This is a genomic window from Streptomyces sp. NPDC059355 (assembly GCF_042752335.1).
Classification (GTDB): domain Bacteria; phylum Actinomycetota; class Actinomycetes; order Streptomycetales; family Streptomycetaceae; genus Streptomyces.
Map to the genome: position 1 here is coordinate 36,463 of NZ_JBHYXN010000015.1, position 20,427 is coordinate 56,889.

Annotated in this window: 16 protein-coding genes and 1 pseudogene; 7 read left to right on the forward strand and 10 right to left on the reverse strand. The window is 72.9% G+C overall.

Annotated features, from left to right (window positions below):
* The first annotated feature begins 211 nt into the window (after window positions 1-211).
* Window positions 212-1,789: a purple acid phosphatase family protein gene (locus ACFXGI_RS16610; protein ID WP_384706587.1), complete on the forward strand. Its 1,578-nt coding sequence runs from the start codon at window positions 212-214 to the stop codon at window positions 1,787-1,789.
* A 102-nt stretch (window positions 1,790-1,891) separates the two neighbouring features.
* Here the strand turns inward: ACFXGI_RS16610 and ACFXGI_RS16615 are convergent, their stop codons facing one another.
* The 3 genes from ACFXGI_RS16615 to ACFXGI_RS16625 form a co-directional block, all read right to left on the reverse strand.
* Window positions 1,892-2,686 (reverse strand): rhomboid-like protein, encoded by a 795-nt coding sequence (locus ACFXGI_RS16615; protein ID WP_384706589.1) that lies wholly within the window; start codon window positions 2,684-2,686, stop codon window positions 1,892-1,894.
* A 135-nt stretch (window positions 2,687-2,821) separates the two neighbouring features.
* Complete coding sequence (locus ACFXGI_RS16620) at window positions 2,822-3,808, reverse strand: hypothetical protein (RefSeq protein ID WP_384706591.1); 987 nt, start codon at window positions 3,806-3,808, stop codon at window positions 2,822-2,824.
* 74 nt (window positions 3,809-3,882) lie between these two features.
* Window positions 3,883-4,569, reverse strand: a complete 687-nt coding sequence (locus tag ACFXGI_RS16625) for an SDR family oxidoreductase (protein ID WP_384706593.1) — start codon at window positions 4,567-4,569, stop codon at window positions 3,883-3,885.
* Between the two features lie 125 nt (window positions 4,570-4,694).
* Here ACFXGI_RS16625 and ACFXGI_RS16630 point away from each other — a divergent pair, with 125 nt between their 5' ends.
* Entirely contained in the window at window positions 4,695-5,255 is a 561-nt protein-coding gene (locus ACFXGI_RS16630) for a TetR/AcrR family transcriptional regulator (RefSeq protein WP_384706595.1), read from the forward strand.
* A gap of 42 nt (window positions 5,256-5,297) precedes the next feature.
* Here the strand turns inward: ACFXGI_RS16630 and ACFXGI_RS16635 are convergent, their stop codons facing one another.
* The 3 genes and pseudogenes from ACFXGI_RS16635 to ACFXGI_RS16645 all read right to left on the reverse strand — a co-directional run.
* A complete protein-coding gene (locus ACFXGI_RS16635; protein WP_384706597.1) occupies window positions 5,298-7,397 on the reverse strand; it encodes a SpoIIE family protein phosphatase in 2,100 nt (699 codons plus the stop codon).
* Window positions 7,398-7,571: 174 nt separating this feature from the next.
* Window positions 7,572-8,660, reverse strand: coding sequence for a chitinase (locus tag ACFXGI_RS16640; RefSeq protein WP_384706811.1), 1,089 nt, complete (start codon window positions 8,658-8,660; stop codon window positions 7,572-7,574).
* A gap of 42 nt (window positions 8,661-8,702) precedes the next feature.
* Window positions 8,703-9,224, reverse strand: a pseudogene (locus ACFXGI_RS16645) (carbohydrate binding domain-containing protein); the annotation flags it as partial.
* Between the two features lie 277 nt (window positions 9,225-9,501).
* On the opposite strand from ACFXGI_RS16645, the gene ACFXGI_RS16650 reads away from it, so the two are divergent.
* Together ACFXGI_RS16650 and ACFXGI_RS16655 are read left to right on the forward strand one after the other, a co-directional pair.
* Window positions 9,502-11,019, forward strand: coding sequence for an MFS transporter (locus ACFXGI_RS16650; RefSeq protein ID WP_384706599.1), 1,518 nt, complete (start codon window positions 9,502-9,504; stop codon window positions 11,017-11,019).
* Window positions 11,016-11,651 carry a TetR family transcriptional regulator gene (locus tag ACFXGI_RS16655; RefSeq protein ID WP_384706601.1) on the forward strand — a complete coding sequence of 212 codons (636 nt, stop codon included), beginning with the start codon at window positions 11,016-11,018 and terminating at the stop codon, window positions 11,649-11,651. Before ACFXGI_RS16650 ends, ACFXGI_RS16655 begins: the two co-directional genes overlap by 4 nt.
* Before the next feature lie 55 nt (window positions 11,652-11,706).
* On the opposite strand, the gene ACFXGI_RS16660 is transcribed toward ACFXGI_RS16655, so the two are convergent.
* Entirely contained in the window at window positions 11,707-12,156 is a 450-nt protein-coding gene (locus ACFXGI_RS16660; protein ID WP_384706603.1) for a hypothetical protein, read from the reverse strand.
* A 17-nt stretch (window positions 12,157-12,173) separates the two neighbouring features.
* Here ACFXGI_RS16660 and ACFXGI_RS16665 point away from each other — a divergent pair, with 17 nt between their 5' ends.
* Window positions 12,174-12,320, forward strand: a complete 147-nt coding sequence (locus ACFXGI_RS16665; RefSeq protein ID WP_384706605.1) for a hypothetical protein — start codon at window positions 12,174-12,176, stop codon at window positions 12,318-12,320.
* Between the two features lie 16 nt (window positions 12,321-12,336).
* Here the strand turns inward: ACFXGI_RS16665 and ACFXGI_RS16670 are convergent, their stop codons facing one another.
* A complete protein-coding gene (locus tag ACFXGI_RS16670) occupies window positions 12,337-13,656 on the reverse strand; it encodes a hypothetical protein (protein ID WP_384706607.1) in 1,320 nt (439 codons plus the stop codon).
* A gap of 100 nt (window positions 13,657-13,756) precedes the next feature.
* Here ACFXGI_RS16670 and ACFXGI_RS16675 point away from each other — a divergent pair, with 100 nt between their 5' ends.
* The gene (locus tag ACFXGI_RS16675; RefSeq protein WP_384706609.1) at window positions 13,757-14,833 is read left to right on the forward strand and encodes a helix-turn-helix transcriptional regulator; all 1,077 of its coding nucleotides are present in this window, start codon (window positions 13,757-13,759) and stop codon (window positions 14,831-14,833) included.
* Here ACFXGI_RS16675 and ACFXGI_RS16680 read toward each other — a convergent pair.
* Window positions 14,824-15,795 carry an SDR family oxidoreductase gene (locus ACFXGI_RS16680; protein ID WP_384706611.1) on the reverse strand — a complete coding sequence of 324 codons (972 nt, stop codon included), beginning with the start codon at window positions 15,793-15,795 and terminating at the stop codon, window positions 14,824-14,826. The two genes, ACFXGI_RS16675 and ACFXGI_RS16680, sit on opposite strands and share 10 nt — an antisense overlap.
* 211 nt (window positions 15,796-16,006) lie before the next feature.
* Here ACFXGI_RS16680 and ACFXGI_RS16685 point away from each other — a divergent pair, with 211 nt between their 5' ends.
* Entirely contained in the window at window positions 16,007-18,682 is a 2,676-nt protein-coding gene (locus tag ACFXGI_RS16685; protein ID WP_384706613.1) for an ATP-binding protein, read from the forward strand.
* On the opposite strand, the gene ACFXGI_RS16690 is transcribed toward ACFXGI_RS16685, so the two are convergent.
* Window positions 18,677-20,209, reverse strand: coding sequence for a dihydrofolate reductase family protein (locus ACFXGI_RS16690; RefSeq protein WP_384706615.1), 1,533 nt, complete (start codon window positions 20,207-20,209; stop codon window positions 18,677-18,679). The two genes, ACFXGI_RS16685 and ACFXGI_RS16690, sit on opposite strands and share 6 nt — an antisense overlap.
* Window positions 20,210-20,427 lie beyond the last annotated feature (218 nt).

Sequence of the window (20,427 nt, forward strand, 5' to 3'; positions counted from 1 at the left end):
ACGACGATGGTCGGGCCTCCCCCGGCTTCGACCGGCAGAAACTCCGCCGCGAGCCCGCGCACGTCTCCCGGACAGGACGACCGCCTGCCCCGGCCCTCGGTCCGGGATGGCGCGAAGATGGGTGATTCCGGGGATTCTCATGGGAGTTCCGCCCCCGTCCGTTCACCTCGCGGCGAACTGTGCGTCGTCTCGGACGATGAGGTTTGCTGCCATGGACCTTCCCGATTTCGGTATCCCCCAGAAGCTCGCCTCCCGGATGAGCATGGCCGAACAGCACGACTACCTGCGTGCGAAGTTCACCCGGCGCGGCGCGCTGCGCGCGGGTGCGGTGACGGCGGCAGTCGCCGGTGCCGGCCTGGCCGTCGGCGCGGCTTCGCCCGCGTACGCGGCTCCGGCCGTGCTGGCCTCCACCGAGCGGCGCGGGGTCGACGGTGCGCTGGCCGCGCCGTTCGCACGGCACTTGCAGTACGGCGCCGACCCGAAGACGCAGATGCGGGTGTCCTGGCAGGTGCCGTTCGCGGTGAAGAAGCCGTACCTGCGCGTGGGCACCAGCCCCTGGGCGCTGAGCGTGAAGATCGACGCCGAGGTCCGGCACCTGAGCACCCCAGTACTGAACGGCGGCAAGATCGCCGCGGCCGAGCAGTTCTACCTGCACGTGGGCCTGGACCGGCTGAAGCCCGGTCAGACCTACTACTACGGAGTCGGACACGACGGCTTCGACCCCGCCGACCACCGCAACCTGGGCACGCTCGGCACCTTCACCACCGCCCCCTCGCGCGCCGAGAACTTCACCTTCACCGCCTTCGGCGACCAGGGCGTGAGCTACCACGCGCTCGGCAACGACGCGGTGCTGCTGGCCCAGAACCCGGCCTTCCACCTGCACGCGGGGGACATCTGCTACGCCGACTCCTCCGGTTCGGGCACCGCAGGCGACACCTACGACGCGCGGACCTGGGACCAGTTCCTGGCCCAGAGGGAGACGGTGGCCAAGACCGTCCCGTGGATGGTGACGACCGGCAACCACGACATGGAGGCCTGGTACTCGCCCCAGGGCTACGGCGGCCAGAACGCCCGCTGGTCCCTGCCCGGCAACGGCCCGGACCCGGTCAACCAGCCCGGCGTGTACTCGTTCGTGCACGGCAACGTCGGAGTCGTGGCGCTCGACGCGAACGACGTCTCGTACGAGATCCCCGCCAACTTCGGGATCAGCGGCGGAAAGCAGACCGCGTGGCTGGACCGGCGGCTGGGCGAACTGCGCCACCACCGCGACGTGGACTTCATCGTGGTGTTCTTCCACCACTGCGCGTTCTCGACCACCAGCGCGCACGCCTCCGAGGGCGGGGTGCGCGACGTGTGGGTGCCGCTGTTCGAGAAGCACCAGGTGGACCTGGTCATCAACGGCCACAACCACGTGTACGAACGCACCGACGCGATCAAGGGCGACAAGGTCGGCCGGAAGGTCCCCATCGGCGAGCGCACCGACCCCACGCGGGACGGGATCGTGTACGTCACGGCCGGCGCGGCAGGGCGTTCGCTGTACAGCTTCCCGGTGCCGGACTCGTACGAGGGCCACGTCGCGGACCGCGACAGCGTCGAGTCCTACCGGTGGGTCAAGGGCGGTTCGAAGGCGACCGAGACGGTGGAGTGGTCGCGGGTGCGGTACACCGACTACTCCTTCCTCGCGGTCGAGGTCGAGACGGGCCGCTCCCCGAAGCTGAAGGTCAGCGCGCTGGCCGAGACGGGCCGGCGGATCGACCACTTCGAGATCCAGCGGGGACGCGGCCACTGAGGTCCTGCGCGGCGGGACGCCCTCCTCCCCGGGGAGCAGGGCGTCGCGGTCACGCTCCGGATCGGCGGGCCGCGCTGGTTCCGCTCTCGTCGTCGCCGGAGCTCAGACCGGTGGGGGCGTCTTCGCCCCGGCTGCCGGTGACGTCGGTTCCGCAATGGTGGCCCGGTGCGGCCCGGAGCCGTCCGCGGCGGAGGTCGACCCGGTGGCGCGGACCCGTTGCCGCCTGAAAGCCGGGACGCCCAACAGCCCGAAACCGAGGGCCGCCGCCACGAGATGGCCGATCGTGGTGAAGTCCGGCAGCGGCCCCCCGGTCCACTCGGCACCGCCGAGAGGCCATGCGAGAACGAAGACGGCCCAAGGGAGCCGGCCCCGGCGCGGCAGGGCGAGCGTGCCGATCGCCAGCACGGTCTGGGCTCCGTAACTGACTCCGTAGTCCAAGGCCTGCCGCACGGCCGTCGGGTACCAGCCCTGCCTTAGCGCAATGGTGATGACGACGGCGGTGAGCAGGGTGGCCGCGACATGCCCGCCGAGGAACACGGCCACGGCGCGCGGCTTGCCCCACCGGTGCTCCGCCCAGGCCAGGAAGCAGCAGACGCCGAGGCCGAAGGTGATCAAGGTGCCCACGAAGTCGACCGAGGTGACATCCGTGAGGGTTCCGTCGAAGAGCAGCACGCTGCCGAGCAGCGCGGAAACCGGATGATCTTGCAGGTTGTCCAGGTTGGTGCTGAGGTGGCCCAACACCATAGCCGCCCGATCGGCGGACAGCACGTGGTTGACCCAGACGTGGCCGGCCAGAAGCAGGCAGACGTAGGCGAGGGTCAACGGCGCACGCCGCGGGTACCCCCGCACGGCGCGGAGCGCTCTGCCCGAAGGACCCCGCAGTGACTGAGAGTTCATACCGCGGCATTCTCCAGGTCGGGCCGAATGCGGGGACGGGCGGGTGCCGGCAGCCGTCCCCACCGGGGCCGGGGCGTCAGGAAGTCGCGGCGGTGCGGCGCAGGCGGGAGCGCAGGCCGACCAGGAGCGCGGCGGTCACGGCCCAGGCGGCCAGGGTGACGAGCGGGCCCGTGACGTGGGCGCCGTGAAGTAGCTCAGGTCGGTGATGGCACGGACGGCGGCCCCCGGCGGCAGGAGCGCGGACACGGCGTGCGCGGCCGGCGGCAGGAGGTCCGCGCTGATGGCGGCCCCACTGGTGGAGTTGCCCACGGTGAGCAGCAGCAGCGTCGCGGCGGGCACCCCGACGGGGCCCAGGTACGTCCCCAGGAGCTTGGTGGCGAAGGCGGCCGCGGCGGCCAGCAGGGTGAGGGTGAAGGCCAGCGGCACGATCGGGGCGGGTACGGCGCCCAGGACGGGCCCGGCGAGGACGGCGGCCACCGCCCCGACGGCGGCGGAGACGCCGGTGAGCAGCCAGAACCGGTGGCGCAGGCGGAGCAGGCCGGCGAGGCCCAGGGCGTTCTGGGCGAGGACGAACCCTGCCAGGGTCACTCCGAAGGCCAGGTAGAAGCCGGCCAGGCCGCGCGCGTCGTAGCGGGTCAGCGGCACCACGTCCCGGGTGGTGACCTGCCGGCCCGCGCCCTCGGCGTACGCGCCGACGAGGCTCTTGACCGCCGAGGTGGTGGACGGGCCGTAGGCTCCGGCGACCTCCAGGCGCAGCCGGCCGCCGGGGCCTTCACCGAGCGCGGCCGAGACCTCGTGCCGCTCCAGGGCTCGGCGGGCGGCGTCGGCGTCGGCGGCCCGGTGCACCTCGATGCCGTCGCCCAGAGCTCGGCCCATCCGGTCGGCGAGTTCCTGTCCGCTGACGGCGATGGGGACGTGGTGGGGCCGGGGGTCGCGCTGCAGGCCGATGTAACAGCCGATGAAGGCCGCGGCCAGCACCAGGGCGATCACGGCCGGCTGGAGCCAGGCCCGTACGGGCGGGCGGCGGCGGGTCTCGGGGACGGGCGGGACGGGTGTTCCGGCCGTTGCGGCCGCTGCGGCGGGCGCGGGGACGCGCGGGGCGGATGTGACGGTGGTTTCCATGGGGTGTCTTTTTCCTGGTCCGGTCCGGCGGTGGCGGACCGCGGGCGGCCCGATCGGCAAGCCCCCCGGGTGCGTCAGGCGGCGGACGGGACGCCGCCGAGCCCCTGCCTGACACTGCGGGTGAGGTCGTCGGCGAGTACTTCCTGCGCCCCGGCGGCCACACCGTCGAGAGCGAGGGCGGCGACGAGGGCGGGGTCGGTCTTCTGCCCGTCCGGAATCCGGGCGGCCATGTCCGTGTCCATGTAGGCGACGTGGAGTGCGGTGACCGTGATGCCCCGCGGGGCCAGTTCCTCCCGGATCGCGTCGGTCATCGCCCAGCCGGCGGCCTTGGCGGCGGCGTAGGCGCCGACTCCGGCCGGGTGGAACCAGGAGAGGACGGACAGGACGTTGAGGACGGCCCCGCCCCCGTTGCCCTCGATGACCGGGGCGAACGCTCGGGTGGTGGCCAGGGGGCCGAAGAAGTTCGTGTCGATCTCCAGCCGGACCGAGTCCCAGTCACCGGCGACCAGCGGGGTGCCGGTCATGATCCCGGCGTTGTTGACGAGCAGGGTGGCGTCCGGGGCGGTGCGGGCGGCCTGCCGGACCGACCGCGGGTCGGCCAGATCCAGGTGGAGCGGTACGACACCGGGCAGGTCCACCGACTCGGGGCGGCGGGCGGCGGCGTAGACCTTGGCCCCGCGCTCGGCGAGCTGGGCCGCGAGATGACGGCCCAGGCCCCGGTTGGCTCCGGTGACCACGGCGACGGCGTCCTTCAGTTCCATGACATCTCCCGAGGGTGGGGCGGCCGGACCGGGATGCACTCCCTCCGGCACGCATTTAGATTACATCTGCAATCTATACCAGGAGTAGGATAGATGCCAGTCGTCATCCAAACTGGGAGGTGTCCATGGGCCGCGTATCGCAGGCGCAGGCGCAGGAGAACCGCAAGCGGGTCGTCGAGATGGCCTCGCGGCTCTTCCGCGAACAGGGCACGAGCGTGAGCGTCGCCGACCTGATGAAGGCGGCCGGCCTGACCCACGGCGGCTTCTACAAGCAGTTCGCCTCCAAGGAAGCCCTCATCGACGAGGCCGTCTCGCACGCCTTCGACGAACTGGCCGAGCGGCGCGCTGCCGCCCTGGAGGACAACGACGGCGAGCGCAACGCGGCCCAGCGGGTGGTGATCGACACCTACCTGTCCGCCCGGCACCGGGACTCCCCCGCCACGGGCTGCCCCGCCGCCGGGCTGGCCACCGACATGGCCCGCGACCCCGGGGACCGCGGGGCGCACCACACCTACGCCGACGGAGTGTCCGACTTCGCCGACTGGCTCGCCACCGACGACGAGGACGGCATCGTCCGGCTGTGCACGATGCTCGGAGCGGTCGTACTGGCCCGCGCCACCAAGGACACCCCGCTCTCCGACGAGATCCTGGAGGCCGCCCGCGCCGCGCTGACCCCTGCGCCCTGACGCGAGGGCACGCACCCGGGCCACGGCCGAAGGGGTGGAAATCTAGACGGCGGACCCGCTGATGGGCTGCTCCGTCCAGATGGTCTTTCCGGTGCTGGTGAACCGGCATCCCCAGCGGTCGGCGAGCTGGGCCACGAGGAACAGGCCCCGCCCGCCTTCGTCCGTCTCCCGTGCACGGCGCAGGCGCGGGTGAGTGGTGCTGGGGTCGGACACCTCGCAGACGAGCACCCGCCGGTCGCGGATCAGCCGGAGCCCGACCGGGCCGCCCGCGTAGCGGATCGCGTTCGTGACGAGTTCGCTGGTGACAAGTTCGGTCACGAAGCCGAGTTCGTCCAACTGCCAGTCGGACAGCCGGCCCACCACCAGCTCGCGGGCACGGGCGACGAGGGACAGATCGGGTTCGAGTTCCCACTCGGCGACCTGATCGGAGGAGAGCGCGCGGATACGGGCGAGCAGCAAGGCACCGTCGTCGACGGGCTCTCGAGGCCGCACTCCGTCGAATACGCTCTGGCTGATCTCGTCGAGCGGCCGGCTCGGGTCGGCTCCGGCGAGCGAACTCCTCAGCCGCTCCATCCCCTCCTCGATGTCGCCGCCGCGGCTCTCCACGAGTCCGTCCGTGAAGAGCGCGAGCAGGCTGCCGGGCTCGACACCGAACTCCGCCACCTCGAACGGCACTCCGCCCACCCCCAGCGGAGGTCCCGGTGTCACGCCGAGGAAGACCGGCTCGCCGTCCGCAGGCAGAAGGACCGGCGGCGGATGTCCCGCGGCGGCAGCGGCGCACCGCCCCGTCACCGGGTCGTGGACGACGTACAGGCACGTCGCTCCGAGCACCGCCGGCTCCGAGCGCTCCGAGGGCCCCTCCGGGCGGGACTCGCCGGTCATCTGCTCGTCGGAGAAGCCGAGCACCAGGTCATCGAGATGCGTGAGCAGCTCACCCGGATCCAGATCGAGGTCGGCCAGGGTCTGTACCGCGGTCCGCAGCCGCGCCATGGCCGCGGTCGCCTCGAGTCCGTGTCCGACGACGTCCCCGACGACGAACGCCACCCGCAACGACGGCAGGGGAATCACATCGAACCAGTCCCCGCCGACTCCCACACCACCGCCCGCCGGCTGGTACACCCCCGCCGTGTCCGCGGCCGCCACGTTCAGGGCGGAGTGCGGCAGCAGGCTTCGCTGCAGCGCCAAGGCCGACCGGTGTTCCTTGGTGTAACGGCGCGCGTTGTCCACGCCGAGTGCTGCCCTGGACACGACGTCCTGCAGCAGCGCGGCGTCCTCCTCACCGAACGCGGTGGGCAACTGACTGCGCCAGACGGTGACGCAGCCGAGTACCAGGCCTCGTGCGTAGAGCGGCATCGCTATGGAGGAGTGAGCTCCGCCCGGCACGAACAGCGGCAGGGCGTCCGGATCCATGCCGAGCTTCGCGTGCAGGATGCCCACGTCCGGTACCAGCACGGGCAGCCCCTTCATGAGGGGGCGCATCAACGCACTGTCCGTCACGGGAGGAAGCGCCTCTCCCACCGCCAGGAGTTCCTCGGCGGAGATCTCCGGACTCTGCGCGGCAGCGGTCCGGCGCAGGCGCACGTCACCGCTGGTGTCGAGGTGCTGGGGCTCGTCGCCCACCAGTACCTTCTCGGCGATGTCGACGGTCGCCAGGTCGGCGAAATCGGGGACGAGCAGATTGGCCAGGGTCTGGGCCATCTCGATCACGTCCAGGGAGGTGGCGATGCCCGCGGCGGCGGCCTGGGAGAGCCCCGCCCGGCGTTTGCGCGCATCCCGCTCGGCCGCCTCCACCGCCGTTTCCGCCGGGGTGATCAGGACGAGCCACTGCGCTCCGGTGCCGGAACCGTCCGGAGCGTGAGCCGTGAGCGGGACGACCGTGCAGGCCAGAGGAACCTTGTGCCCCGCATGATCTCCATCCGGAAGGGTGACCTGATGACCGGCCGGCCCCGCATCCGTTCCGGCTCGCGGCAGGATCCGCAGCAGGGGCGCACAGGTCCGGCCCGGCGAGCAATCCAGCAGCGTCGCGGCCCGCCGCGAACGGGCGACGACGAGGCCCGCGTCGTCAAGGACGACCGCTGCCGTGTCGCTGACGGAGGCCGAAGCCGAGGCCGGCCCCGGGCCGCGCTGCTCCGGTTCACGCATGTCGCCTCCACGCACCGTGACCTTCAGTATCGTCCGCGGGGCGAGACCCGGCGACCCGCGGCCGTGGCTGACCGGGCCCGACCGGATGGGACCGGCGAGGCAGGCGCCCCACCGGTCCTGACCGGGCCGCACGCCCCGAGGCGGTGCGTCCGGGTGCGTGCAGTCAGCGGGAGATCAACGGTTCTGCAGGGACTTGACGTTGTCGCCGAAGGTCCAGCCCTTCGAGCCGTCCCAGTTGATCGACCAGGTCATGAGCCCCTTCAACGACCCGCCGTAGGCGTTCCACGACTGGCTGACCAGGCTCGGCGCCATGTGGCCGCCGCCCGCGCCGGGCTGCGCGGGCAGACCGGGCACCTGCTTGTCGTAGGGCACCTTGACGGTGGTGCCCTGGATGGTCAGGCCGTTGTTCAGGCAGGTGGTCTGCGCGGTGAAGCCCTGGACCGTGCCGGCCTGGTAGGAGTCGCCGGAGCAGCCGTACATGCTGCCGTTGTAGTACTGCATGTTCAGCCACCACAGGCGGCCGTTGTCGGCGTACTTCTTGATGATCGGCAGGTAGGCGCCCCAGATCGACCCGTAGGTGACGCTTCCACCGGTGACGTACGCGGTTTCGGGGGCCATGGTGAGCCCGAAGCCGGCCGGCATCTGCGCGAGGACGCCGTCGATGATGCGGATCAGGTTGGACTGGGAGGCGGACAAGGTGTTGATGTTGCCGCTGCCGGACAGGCCGGTCTCGATGTCGATGTCGATGCCGTCGAAGTTGTACTTCCTGAGGATCGGGACGACGGTCGCCACGAACTTGTCGGCGACGGCGGCGGAGCTCAGGTCGATTCCGGCGGCGGCGCCGCCGATCGACATCAGGAGCGTCGCCCCGGCCGCCTTGGCCTGGCACATCTCGGCGGGGGTCGAGACCTTGACCCCGGCGTCCATACCGTCCTGCCACAGGACGGTGCCGTCCGAGAGGATCACCGGGAAGGCGGCGTTGATGACGTTGTACCCGTGCGCGGCGATCCGGCTGTCCGTGATGGGGATCCAGCCCATACCGGGGTGGACGCCGTTGGAGGCGCCGTCCCAGTTCTCCCAGTAGCCCTGGAGGACTTTGCCCGTAGGCCTGGGCTTCGTGGGGCAGGTGTCACCCGGCGGGGCGGTGGTCGGCGGGGCCGTGGTGGGCGGGGCGGTGGTCGGCGGCGCGCTGGTAGGCGGGGCGGTGGTCGGCGGCGTGGCGGTCGGTGTGGGGCCGGGGCCGCCGGGGCCGGTGAGCGACACGTCGTCCGCGTAGTACGCGGGCTGCCCGTACCAGCCGTGCAGGTAGACGGTCACCGAGGTGGTGCTCGGCCCGGTGGTGAAGCCGACGCCGAGCCGGCCGTACGACGGGTTGTTCGGCGTCCACGTGGACGGGGTGCCGGTGATGCCGGTGCCGGTGACACCCAGGTAGACGTAGCTGCCCTGGACGTACGCGCTCAGTGCGTACGGGGAATTGGGCTGCACGCTGATGGTCTGGGTGCACTGGGCGGTGTCCTGACCGGTCGGTGTCGCCTTGAGCGCGGAGGCTCCGGAACGGACCGGACCGGCGACGGCCGCGGCGACGCCGCCGGGGCACGTCCAGTCGGCCAGCCCGTTCTCGAAGCCGGCATTGACCACCAGGTCGGCGGTGGCGGCCCCGGCCGTGACGGAGCCGGCCACCGCGAGGCCGGCGGCGATGACGGCGGCCGCGCCGACCGCGGCGAGAGCGCGCCTCAGGACGGCCGGTCCGTGCCGGGTCCGGCCGGGATCGGAACGCGGGGGGAATTCGCCCGAGGCACGTGGGGTACGCGACCTTCGACGGAACACGGTGTGCTCCCTTCCCGCCGAGCGTCATGGGCATGACCATGCGTGGGGCGTGACGCCCGGCCTGGGTGAGGTGGGGGGACATGTGGGGCTGCGCCGGACCGGATCGTAGGAGCACCGACAAGCCCCGTCAATAGGTCTGGACCAATAACCCGGCCGGAGAGGTGACTCCACGGCGGACAAGGGGGTGCACAATCGTTTACCCTCGGGTGAACGATTGTGCACCCCTGCCCGTTCCGCCGTCCCGCACCCTTCGCACCCTTCGCACCCCTGGAGCAGCATGCCCCCCGCGATACCCGCTCCCGGTCCGCCGACCCCCGACGCCGCCGCCACCCCCCGCAGCCGCCACCCCGGGCTCGTCATGCCCGTACTCGCCTTCTGCGGCATGGTCGTCGCCGTCATGCAGACCCTCGTGGTCCCGCTGCTGCCGCACGTCCCCGACCTGACGGGGGCGAGCCCCGGCGCCGCGGGCTGGCTGGTCACCATCACGCTGCTGACCGGCGCGGTCTTCACCCCCGTACTCGGCCGCGTCGGCGACATGTACGGAAAGCGGCGTGTCCTGCTGGCCTCACTGGGCGTGCTCAGCATCGGCTCCGTGCTGTGCGCGGTCAGCTCCGACATCGGCGTCCTGATCACCGGCCGCGCCCTCCAGGGAGCGGCGCTCGCGGTGATCCCCCTGGGCATCAGCATCATCCGCGACGAGCTGCCCGCCGACCGGGTGCTCTCCGCGATAGCGCTCATGAGCTCGACGCTCGGCATCGGTGCGGCGATCGGCTTGCCCGTGGCCGCGGTGGTCATGGAGAAATTCGACTGGCACACCATGTTCTGGGCGTCGGCGGCGCTCGGTGTCCTCGATCTGCTGTTGGTGCTGTGGATCGTCCCCGAGTCGCCCCTGCGTGCGCACGGCCGCTTCGACCTCCCCGGCACCCTGGGACTGGCCGCCACCCTCGTCGGACTGCTCCTCGCCATCACCCGGGGTTCGGACTGGGGCTGGACCTCCCCGCGCACGCTCGGCCTGTTCGGCGCCTCCGTGGCCGTGGGCCTGCTGTGGGGCTGGTTCGAACTGCGCACCGCGTCGCCCATGGTCGACCTGCGGGTCTCCGCGCGGCCCGCCGTCCTGCTCACCAACGTGGCGGCCCTGCTGATCGGCTTCGCGTTCTACGCGAACTCCCTGGTCACCGGACAGATGGTGCAGGAGCCCACCAGCACCGGGTACGGCCTCGGCGCGTCCATCGTGGTGAGCGGCCTGTGCCTGCTGCCCGGAGGCCTGGCCATGGTGGCCCTCTCCCCCGTCTCGGCGCGGATCTCGGCCGCCTACGGACCGCGCACCGCACTCGCGCTGGCCGCCGTCGTCATGGCCGTCGGCTACGTGGTCCGCTTCTTCACCAGCCACAGCCTCTGGATGATCGTGGCCGGCGCCACCGTGGTGTCCTCCGGCACCGCCATCGCGTACTCGGCGCTGCCCGCCCTCGTCATGCGGGCCGTACCGGTGAGCGAGACGGCCGCGGCCAACGGCCTCAACACCCTCATGCGCTCCGTCGGCCAGGCCTGCTGCAGCGCCGTGGTCGCCGCCGTCCTGGCCCACGTGACCTTCGTCGTCGGCGGGCACACCGCGCCGACCCTGCACGCCTACCTGCTCATCTTCCTGATCGCCGGAGGAACCGCGCTCGCCGCCCTCGTCGCCACGCTGTTCCTGCCGTCGGACCGCACCGGAGGCGCCCGTGGTCCGCTGCGCGGCCGCGTCGGCGGTACGGTCACGGTGTCAGCGTCCGTGACCGCCGCCCGGGAGAGCGCATGAGCAGCACCGAGGAACCCCTCACCACCGCGTCCGTCACATCCGATGACGGGGCCGGTGGGGAAGGTGACGGTGAGGCAGGCACGGAGGCGGGCGCCGAGACCGGGCGCGAGGCCATCGTCCGCGCCGCCCGCCGCGCGTTCACGCTGCGGCCGTACGCCGAGGTCACGATGCGCGGCATCGCGGCCGACGCCGGGGTGAGCCCGTCGCTGATCGTCAAACGCTTCGGCAGCAAGGAAGCCCTGTTCAACACGGTCGCCGACTTCCGGTCGGCCGCCGACGAGCTGTTCGCCGCCGCGCCCGCGGTCCTCGGCCGGCACCTGGTCCTGACGATGGTCGGGCTGCGGGACCGCTTCCGCGGGGACCCGCTGCTGCGGGTGGTGTTCTCCCTGGGCATCGAGGACGAGCGCACCTTGCTGCGCGCACGCTTCCGCGAGCAGGTCACCGACCGGCTGGCCGCCGGCCTGACCGGGCCGGACGCACAGCTGCGGGCCGAGCTGATCGCCGGCCAGCTGCTGGGCCTCGGCGCCACCCTGAGCCTGCACCGCCCCGACGGCGCGGGCTCCCACGCAGGCCCCGAGCGCCTGGCGGACCTCTACGCCCCCGGCCTCCAGCGGCTCATCGACGGCCCCTGAGACGGCTCCGCCCTTCCGCGGCCGGTTCCGTCGGCGCGCCGACGCACGCGCCGGATCATTCCGTCGTGCCCGGGCAGAACTGGGCCTGGAGGAGATCGGTGAACGCGATGATCGGGTAGTTCCAGTCTCCGTTGGAGTCGGCCGAGACCATACGGGTGCCGTTGACGGCGCCTCCCATGCCCCGGACCGCCACTTCGCACGACAGCTTCTGCGAGGCGGCACCGACCCCAGGAGGAGTTGGGGTGTTGGAGTAACCCCAGTCGACACCGGGTGCGCACTCGGGTGGGCGGGAGACGCCGATCCGCACGATCTCGGCCACCCCTGCCGAGCCGACCCACGCGTCACGGCCGTCCTGGATCCTGGCGGGAATGCCGGGCACTCCCCCGCCAGCCACGGCCCGGCCCAGTACGCGCTGGGCAGCCGCGTGGTCGCTGCGGACCGGCGCCGCCGACGCCGTGGGAGCCGCGATGGCGAGCTCCGCCACCGCCGCCGAGGCGATCGGCATTCCTGCCGGTGGACGTCGTGGCCCAGCACCCCGGCCAGGTGCCGCAGTGGGCCCGGCCGAAGCAGGTCCTCTTGGAGGATCCCGCCTTCCGGCGCCTGTACCCGACCACCGATCAGGCCCCCGGCCGGGACCGGCTCATCGAACCGTGCCGGCTCCGCTCGTAGCGGTCCGGTGGTGGGCTCAGAGCCGGTGCACCCTCGCCGAGGATTCGGCCCAGTGCCAGTCGACCGGGGCGTACCGCTTCTTCAGTGCGGTGCGCTGGGGGCCGTACGTCCGCAGGGCCTCCTCCAGGGCCGCCGGGAGATCACCCAGGTCCTGCGGTACCGGCACGCGCAGCAGCAGGTTCTGCTTGCGGTGCCTGAGGAGCAGCTCGCCGGCCCCGGTGCAGCCCATGAGGGCGAAGTGGACCAGGGCCTTGAACGGCTTGTCCTCGGTGGAGAGCCTGGCCCGCATCTGTCCGTCGGAGGTCCACGCGTAGAGGCCGTAGCGGTTCAGGTGGAAGGCGCGGCCCCGGTGCGGGTCGCCGGCGAGGTCGAAGCAGAAGCCGGTGAAGGGGCTGTCCTCGTAGAGGTGCAGGCCCTCCAGGCGGCCCGTCAGCCGGCCCTGGTCGTCCAGCAGGGCGAAGGTGAACTCCCCGCCCCGGTTTCCGGACCGGTGGATGCGGCTGAAGACCGGCACGACGAAGAGTTCGTCGCCGAGCGGCACGGGCCGGCCGAGCCAGCAGTCGTGGTAGTCGTGGGGCCGCCCCCGGTAGGAGGAGACGAGTTCCGTCAGTGACGGCGCCGGCCGGTTCGAGCCGCCGACCGGCGCGCCCCGGAAGCCGAGGTAGGGGCGCAGGTGGGCATCGGTCTGGCGGCCGGCCCGGTTGTCGAGCGAGGCGATGGCCTCCAACCGCGGCTTCGTCCCGGGAGCGAAGGCGCTTCCCGGCTCCGAGACGGCGACGATGTTGGGGCGTGACCCCGCCCAGTTGCTCAGCCCGTATTCGGAGGTCACGGCGAGCAGCCTGCCCGACGGGGTGACCGAGAGGGAGGCCGCGTACGGGTCGCCCGGCCCGGCTTCCTCCACGGACCAGCCGAACGGCATCCGACAGGACCGCGTGACCCGGCTCAGGTCGGCGGCGAGGAGGAAGGTGCTGCCCGGCCTCCCGCTCAGGGCGACCTGCCCGTCGGGCAGCACCGCGAGCGTCATCTCCCCCAACTCGGGTATCGCCGAAGGGGAGCCGTCCGGGTGCGGCTGTGCGAACAGGGCCACGTCGACGGGAGACCCGTCCGGCGCGTGCCGGGTGATCATCCCGTACGTGAAGTTCCCCTCGGCCGGGTCCCGCACGGGCTCCGGCGCCCGGTACCGCCGCGTCCCGCTCAGTACGTACGAGTCGCCGGACGCGGCCGTCGCGACGTCGAACACCTCGAAGCCCCAGCCGTCGGAGGGCTTGGAGGCCAGGTCGACGCGGTGGGCCTCCACCAGTGAAGCGGGCAGGGTCATGGGGAACGTGTGAACCATGATCAGAATTGTCCAACGCCCCACTGACATCGTGGTCCCCGCCCGGTGGGGACGGGCGGGGGAGAGTCCGTTCGTTCGCCTCGTCGGCGATCCTGGGGTGATGCGTGCCGCCCGCCTGATCCGTATGGCCCTCCTCATCCAGTCGAACCCCGGTCTGACCGCCGCGGCGCTCGCCCGCGCGCTGGAGATCTCCGAGCGGACCGTGATCCGCGACGCCCAGGCACTGCAGGAGGCCGGCATCCCGGTCCGGTCGGAGCGCGGCCGGGTGGGCGGCTACTTCCTGGCTCCGGGCTACCGGACCCGGCTCACCACCCTGCATCCGAGCGAGGCGGAGACCCTGTTCCTGTCGGGGCTTCCGTCGGCCCTGCGGGATCTGGGGCTGTCGGACGCGGCGGACACGGCCCGGCTGAAGCTGACGGCGACCCTGCTCCCTTCGGTGCGTGAGGCCGCGGAATCGTCCGTTCGCCGCTTCCACCTCGACGCCCCGGCCTGGTTCCGGGAGGCGTCCACGCCGGAGCTCCTGCCGGAGCTGGCCCGCGCGGTGTGGGGCGACCGGGCCGTCGAACTGTCCTACGCGCGGCCGGGCCGGGACGGCTCCGGGCCTTCCACGGTGTCGCGGGTGGTGGAGCCGTACGGGCTCGTCCTGAAGGCCGGCACCTGGTACGTCGTGGCCCGCGTCCCCGGCGAACGGGAGGAACGTGACGGCGGTTGGCGTACCTACCGGGTCGACCGCGTCACGGCCCTCGCTCCCGCTCCCGGCGCGCAGGAGCCGTTCGCACGCGATGCGGCCTTCGATCTGGCCGCGCACTGGCAGGCCCGCTCGGCCGCCTTCGCCCGCGCGCTGCTGCGCACCGCCGTCACGGTCCGGCTGACCGGACCGGGGCTGCGCCGGCTGCCCGCCGTCGTGGACGGGGCCGCCATCGAGGAGGCGCTGGCCTCCGCGAGCGCCCCGGACGCCGACGGTCTGATCACCCTGGAACTGCCCGCGGAGTCCGAGGAAGTCGCGTTCGACGAGCTGGCCCGGCTGGGCGCGGACGTGGAGGTGCTCGCCCCGGCCTCCCTTCGCGCCCGCTTCCGCGAGCGCGCCGCCGCCCTGGCCGCCCTCTACCGGGCCGACCGGCGATCGGGGGACGGCGAGGGCGCCGGGGACGCCGAGGGCGCCGAGGGTCACCGGTAGTCCTCGGGGGATCCTTCCTTCCCGCCGTAGACGACGTCCTCGAAGTACGCCCAGGCGTTCGGCCTGCTGCCGTCCGCATCCGTCACCGCGTAGACCTCGGCGAGTTCACCGCTGGAGGTGGACCTGCCGTTCCACCGCCGGGCGCGTTCCGGGTCGGCCGCCAGCGCCGCGACCGTCCGGGCCAGGTACTGCGGGGACTCGGCGATGGCGAAGGTCGGCTCCAGGGCGATCGCGTCGCGCCAGTTCTCCTCGGCAACGCCGAAGTGGGTGAGCATCTGTTCCGAGCGCAGGAATCCCGGCGTGACCGCGACCGCCGCGCCCCCGTACTCCGCCAGCTCCTGGCCCAGCCCGAACGCGAGGCGGATCGGGGCGTTCTTGGCCAGGTCGTAGTACATGTTGTCGCGGTAGCGGCGGTTGAAGTGCGCGGTACCGTCCGTCACTTCCACGTGCAGCGGCGCGTCCGACCGGATCAGCAGCGGCAGCAGCAGCGCCGCGGTGATCACGTGTGAGCGGGCGCCGAGCTCCAGGATCCGCAGGCCGTCGGCCAGCGGGGTCTCCCAGCTCTTCTTGCCGAACACGGACGCGGCCAGGAGGTGCTCGCCGCCCCACAGGTCGTTGACGAGAATGTCGAGCCGGCCCTGTTCCTCGTCGATCCGCTCGACGAGGGCCCGTACCTGGTCCTCGTCGAGGTGGTCGGTGGGGACCGCGATGCCCGCGCCGCCGGCCGCGGTGACCAGCTCCGCGGTCTCCTCGATGGTCTCGCCGGTCCGGCCGACCTCACTGGCCCGGGTCCGGGTGGTGCGACCGGTGACGTACACGGTCGCCCCGGAGCGGCCGAGCTCGACCGCGAGGGCGCGTCCCGCGCCTCGGGTGGCTCCGGCCACGAGCGCGATCCGGCCGGCGAGCGCGCGCTCCCGGGTGTCGTGGCCTACCTGCTGGGTGGTCATGTCGTCTGTGTGCATGTCATCCATCGTTCATGCCAAACCTGACAGAACACGTCACCTTTCGGCGTGCCCTCGCAGGCGGTCCTGGCGACGGCCCCGGCGGCGGTCCCGGCAGGGCCGGACATGCCGGTGCAGGTGGGGCGGTGATCGTCGAGGTAGTCTCCGGAGGCTGTCACGCGGACCCGTCGGGCCGGGCGCGGCGGTCGTACACGGGAGGCGGGAGCAGGTCGTGCGGGGGCGGTACGCGGAGCTGGAGCGGATCGAGCGGTTGCTCGCGGACGCCCGCCAGGGGGCGAGTGGTGTCCTGCTGGTGCACGGAGAGGCCGGGATCGGGAAGACCGCCCTGCTCGACCATGCCGCCGGGCGGGCGCACGATGCGCGGGTGCTGCGCGTCGAGGGCATCGAGTCGGAGATGGAGATGGCCTTCGGTGGGCTGCACCAGCTCTTCCTCCCGGTGATGGATCTGATCGATACGCTCCCAGAGGTCCAGGCGGCAGCGCTGCGAGCCGTTTTCGGCCTGAGTGGTGACGGCGTACGCGACCGCTTCAGTGTCGGGCTCGCGGTGCTCACGCTTTTGTCGGAGGCCGCGGCCGACGGGCCGCTGCTGTGCCTGGTCGACGATGCGCAGTGGCTCGACCAGCCGTCGGTGGACATGCTGACCTTCGCCGCGCGCCGGCTGCGGGCGGAGGGCGTGGTGATGCTCTTCGCGGTCCGCGACGGAGCTCCCGGTGCCGCCGTGAAGGGGCTGCCCCGGCTGCTGGTCGAGGGCCTGGACCGGGCGGATGCGGCCGAGTTGGTGCCGGGCCTGCCACCGTACGTCGCGGACCGCGTCATCGAGGAGGCCCGCGGCAACCCGCTGGCCCTCATCGAGCTGTCGGCCGCGCTCACTCCGGCCCAACGTGCCGGGCGGCTGGGCCCGTCCGCGCTGCCCGACGCGGCCGCCGGGCTGCCGGTCCGGCTCCAGGAGGGCTTCCTGGAACAGCTCCGGCGGCTTCCCGAGGCCGCCCAGGTGGTGCTGCTGGTGGCCGCCGCGGACGACACGGGGGACCTGACCGTCGTGTTGCGCGCGGCGGGGCGGCTCGGTTCGGCGGTAGAGGATCTGGAGCCGGCCGAGCGCGCCGGGTTCGTCCTGCTCTCCGGGGAGGCGCTGCGCTTTCGGCACCCGCTGGTGCGGTACGCCGCGTACCAGGGCGCCCCGCTCGCCCGGCGGATCGCCGCGCACCGGGCGCTGGCGGAGGCCCTGGGCGAAGCCGGCCAGGCGCACCGGCGGGCCTGGCACCTGGCCGCCGCTTCGACGGGCCCGGACGAGAGGGTCGCCGAGGAGCTGGAACGCGTCGCCGAGTGGGCCGACAGCCGGCAGGCGATGGCGTCCGCCTCCGCCGCCTACGAGCGTGCCGCCCGGCTCACCGCGGATCCGCAGGGGCGGGCGCGGCGGCTGGTGTCGGCGGCGCAGCGGGCCGCCGATGCCGGGCAGGACGAGCGGTGTGGCGCACTGGCCGACCAGGTGCCGCTCCCGCTGGAGGATCCGGGGGTGGCGGCGAGCTTCGCGCGTGCCCGGGCCGTGGTCGAGCTGGGCTACCGCAGGCCGCGGACGGCGGCGCGGATCCTGCTCGACAGCGCGGACCTGACGGGCGTCGAGCGACCGGACATGAAGGCCTCGCTGCTGACCGATGCGGTCCACGCGGCTTTCTCCGCCGGGGACGCCCCGCTGATCGAGGAGATCGCGCTCCGCTCCCCCGCCCTGCCGGTGCTGGCCGTACCGGCAAGGCTGTTCGGCGGTGACGTGCCCGGCGCCCTGGAGGCGCTCCGCGCGCTCGCGGACGCCCCCGCCGATGGTGTGATGGATCGCCTGATGACCGGGATCTACCTGCAGTTGACGGGCGATCACCCGGCGGCCCGGGAGGCCGCTGCCGGAGTCGTGGAGCACTGCCGCGACCAGGGAGTCGGCGGCTGGCTGCCCACCGCGCTGCATCTGCTGGTCCAGACGGAGCTGTCCCTGGGCCGCCATGACGAGGCGTCGGTACAGGCCGCCGAGGCGCTCCGGCTGGCCGAGTACTACGACCTGGCCCACCGGGCCGCCCACCTGCGGGCCGCTCTGGCGATGCCGGCCGCCGTCCGGGGCGAGGAGGAGCGGGTCCGTACGCTCACCGGCGAAGCGCTGGAGTACACCCGCCCGCGCGGGGTGGGCCGGGGCACGGCGGACGCCCTGTGGGCCCGGGGCGTGCTCGAACTCGGCCTGGGTCGGGCGGAGGCGGCTTTGGAGCGGTTGGAGGCGGCCGGCGCGGAGCTGGCCCATCCGCTGCTCCGCCTGCCGTTGCTGCCGGATGTGATCGAAGCCGCGGTACGCGCCGGCCGCCCGGAGCGGGCGTCGGACGCGGCCCGGTCGCTCGGGGAGTGGGCGGGCGCGCTGGGACGGCCCGCACTCGCCGCGGCGGCCCGCCGCTGCCTGGCGCTGACCGGCCCCGACGGTGAGGCCGAGGAGCACTTCGTCGCGGCGCTGGCCCTGCACGAGGGCGGCAGCGATTACGACCGGGCCCGTACGGCGCTGCTGTACGGGGAGTGGCTGCGTCGCCTGCGCCGCCAGATCGACGCCCGGGACCAGTTGCGCTCCGCTCTCGACGGTTTCGAACGGCTGGGTGCGCGGCCCTGGGCCGACCGGGCCCGGACGGAACTCGGCGCTGCGGGCGGGGAAACCGGGCTGACGGCTCGCGAGGACGGGCCGATCAGCCTGCTGAGTCCGCAGGAGCGCGAGGTGGTTCGACTGGCCGCGGCCGGTGCCAGCAACCGGGAGATCGGCGCCCGGTTGTTCCTGAGCCCGCGCACGGTCGGGCACCACCTGTACCGCGCCTTCCCGAAGCTGGGTGTCAGTTCGCGCACCGAGCTCGCCGGCCTGTTGGCCTCATGAGGCGGGACCCGGCTCCGGAGCCGACCAGATCAGCCGGGTCTGGGCGGTCCGGTAGCCGGCCCGGGTGAACGCGGCGGCCATCGGCGCGTTGTCGGTGTCGGTGGTGGCGGTGATCAGCTCGGCCCCCGCCTCCACCTGCACCCGGGTGATCTCGGCGAGCACGTCGTCGACGTACCCCTGTCCGCGCAGTTCGGGGACGACGCCCAGGTAGCCGACGTTGCGGTTGTACGGCGTCGCCGAGGGCAGGGCCAGCCCGGCGACCCGGCCGTCGGGGGTGCGGGCGATGCGCCACCACGAGCGCTCCCCCGGGCAGCCGAGGTAGAAGTCGACCTCCTCGCGGGCGGTGGCTTCCGGCCCCATCACCACCAGGTTCCGGCGGGTCTCCCCGTCCAGACTGCCCACCGCGATCCGCCGGAAGACGTCCAGGAACTCCTCGTCCGTCCCCTCGGTGAAGACGAGGCGCCCGCTGGAGGCGGGGAGCCCTGCCTCGGGCGTCCATTCCAGGCGCAGCCGCTCGACCACGTCGGTCAGTCCGGCCGCCAGCGCGGCGTCCCGCCGCCAGTCGGCGGCGGCGGCCGTCGCGGGGTCTTCTCGCCAGCCGTTCGGCAGGGTCAGGTTGTAGAGCGGGGGCTTGGCCGCGCCCTGCTCGGCGAAGGCCCGCAGGCCCGCGCTGATCAGAGCGGCCCCGAGCGCCGCGCGGTCGGCGACCGAGGGGTCGACGTACAGGCAGTCCAGCGCGACCGGGTGCTCGCTCGTCGCCCGGCCCCACCACAGGGCCCGGGCCACCACCCGGCCGTCCTGTTCGGCGATCCAGGTCCACTCCGGGCGGTACATGCCCTCCTCGAGTTCCTCCAGATACCGGTCGGCGGGGATCCAGCCGACGGGTTCGTCGACCGTCACGGCGGTGACGCGGTCGAGGTCGGCCTCGGTGGTGGGGCGCAGCAGTGTCGGGATGCTCGTGTCCTTCGCGTAGGTGGTGATGGCGGCGCCGGTGTTGAAGACCCGGGAGTCGGTCAGCTTGAAGCGGTCCGGGCGGAACGGCGCGTCGAAGAGCGGTATGCCGGAGCCGATGACGACCGGGTGGCGTTTGATGACCAACTCGTCTATCTCGTGCAGCAGTTGCCCGGCCAGGCTCGCGCCGCCGCACAGCCAGATGTCCTGCCCGTCCTGCCTCTTGAGGTCGCGGACGAACGCGACCGGGTCCGTGGAGACGACCTCCACGGCGGGGTCGAGGGGGGCGAGGGTGCGGGAGAAGACGTACTGCTTCAGATGCGGGTAGGGGCTGGTGACTCCGGCCGCGAGTCCGGCCTCGTAGGTGCCGCGGCCCATCAGGACCGTGTCGAAGCGCTTGTTGGCGACCCCGTCGAGGCCCGACGGGCCCCGTCCGTGGGCCGGGATCGTCTCGGGGTACTCCGCCAGCAGTGCGGCGGCGAGGTCGCCCTCGAAGGGGAAGAAGTCGAACTGGCCGTCGGGGCCCGCGATGAATCCGTCGAGGGTGGTGCCGACGTAATAGATGAGCTTGCGCACACGTCCTGCTTTCGTTGTCCGGTGCCTGGTGCCGGTGCTTGGTGACGTCACCGACGCTATGCCGCCGGCCCCGCGGCAGGCATCAGTCACCCCGACGTAACGTGAGCGCCCACCGAGCCACCGGGCACCGTCGGCATCGGCATCGGCGCCGCCAGACCACGGGCACACGGCCCGTCGACGCAGCGTGCCGCCGTGCCGCGGTGGAGCGGCACGGCGGC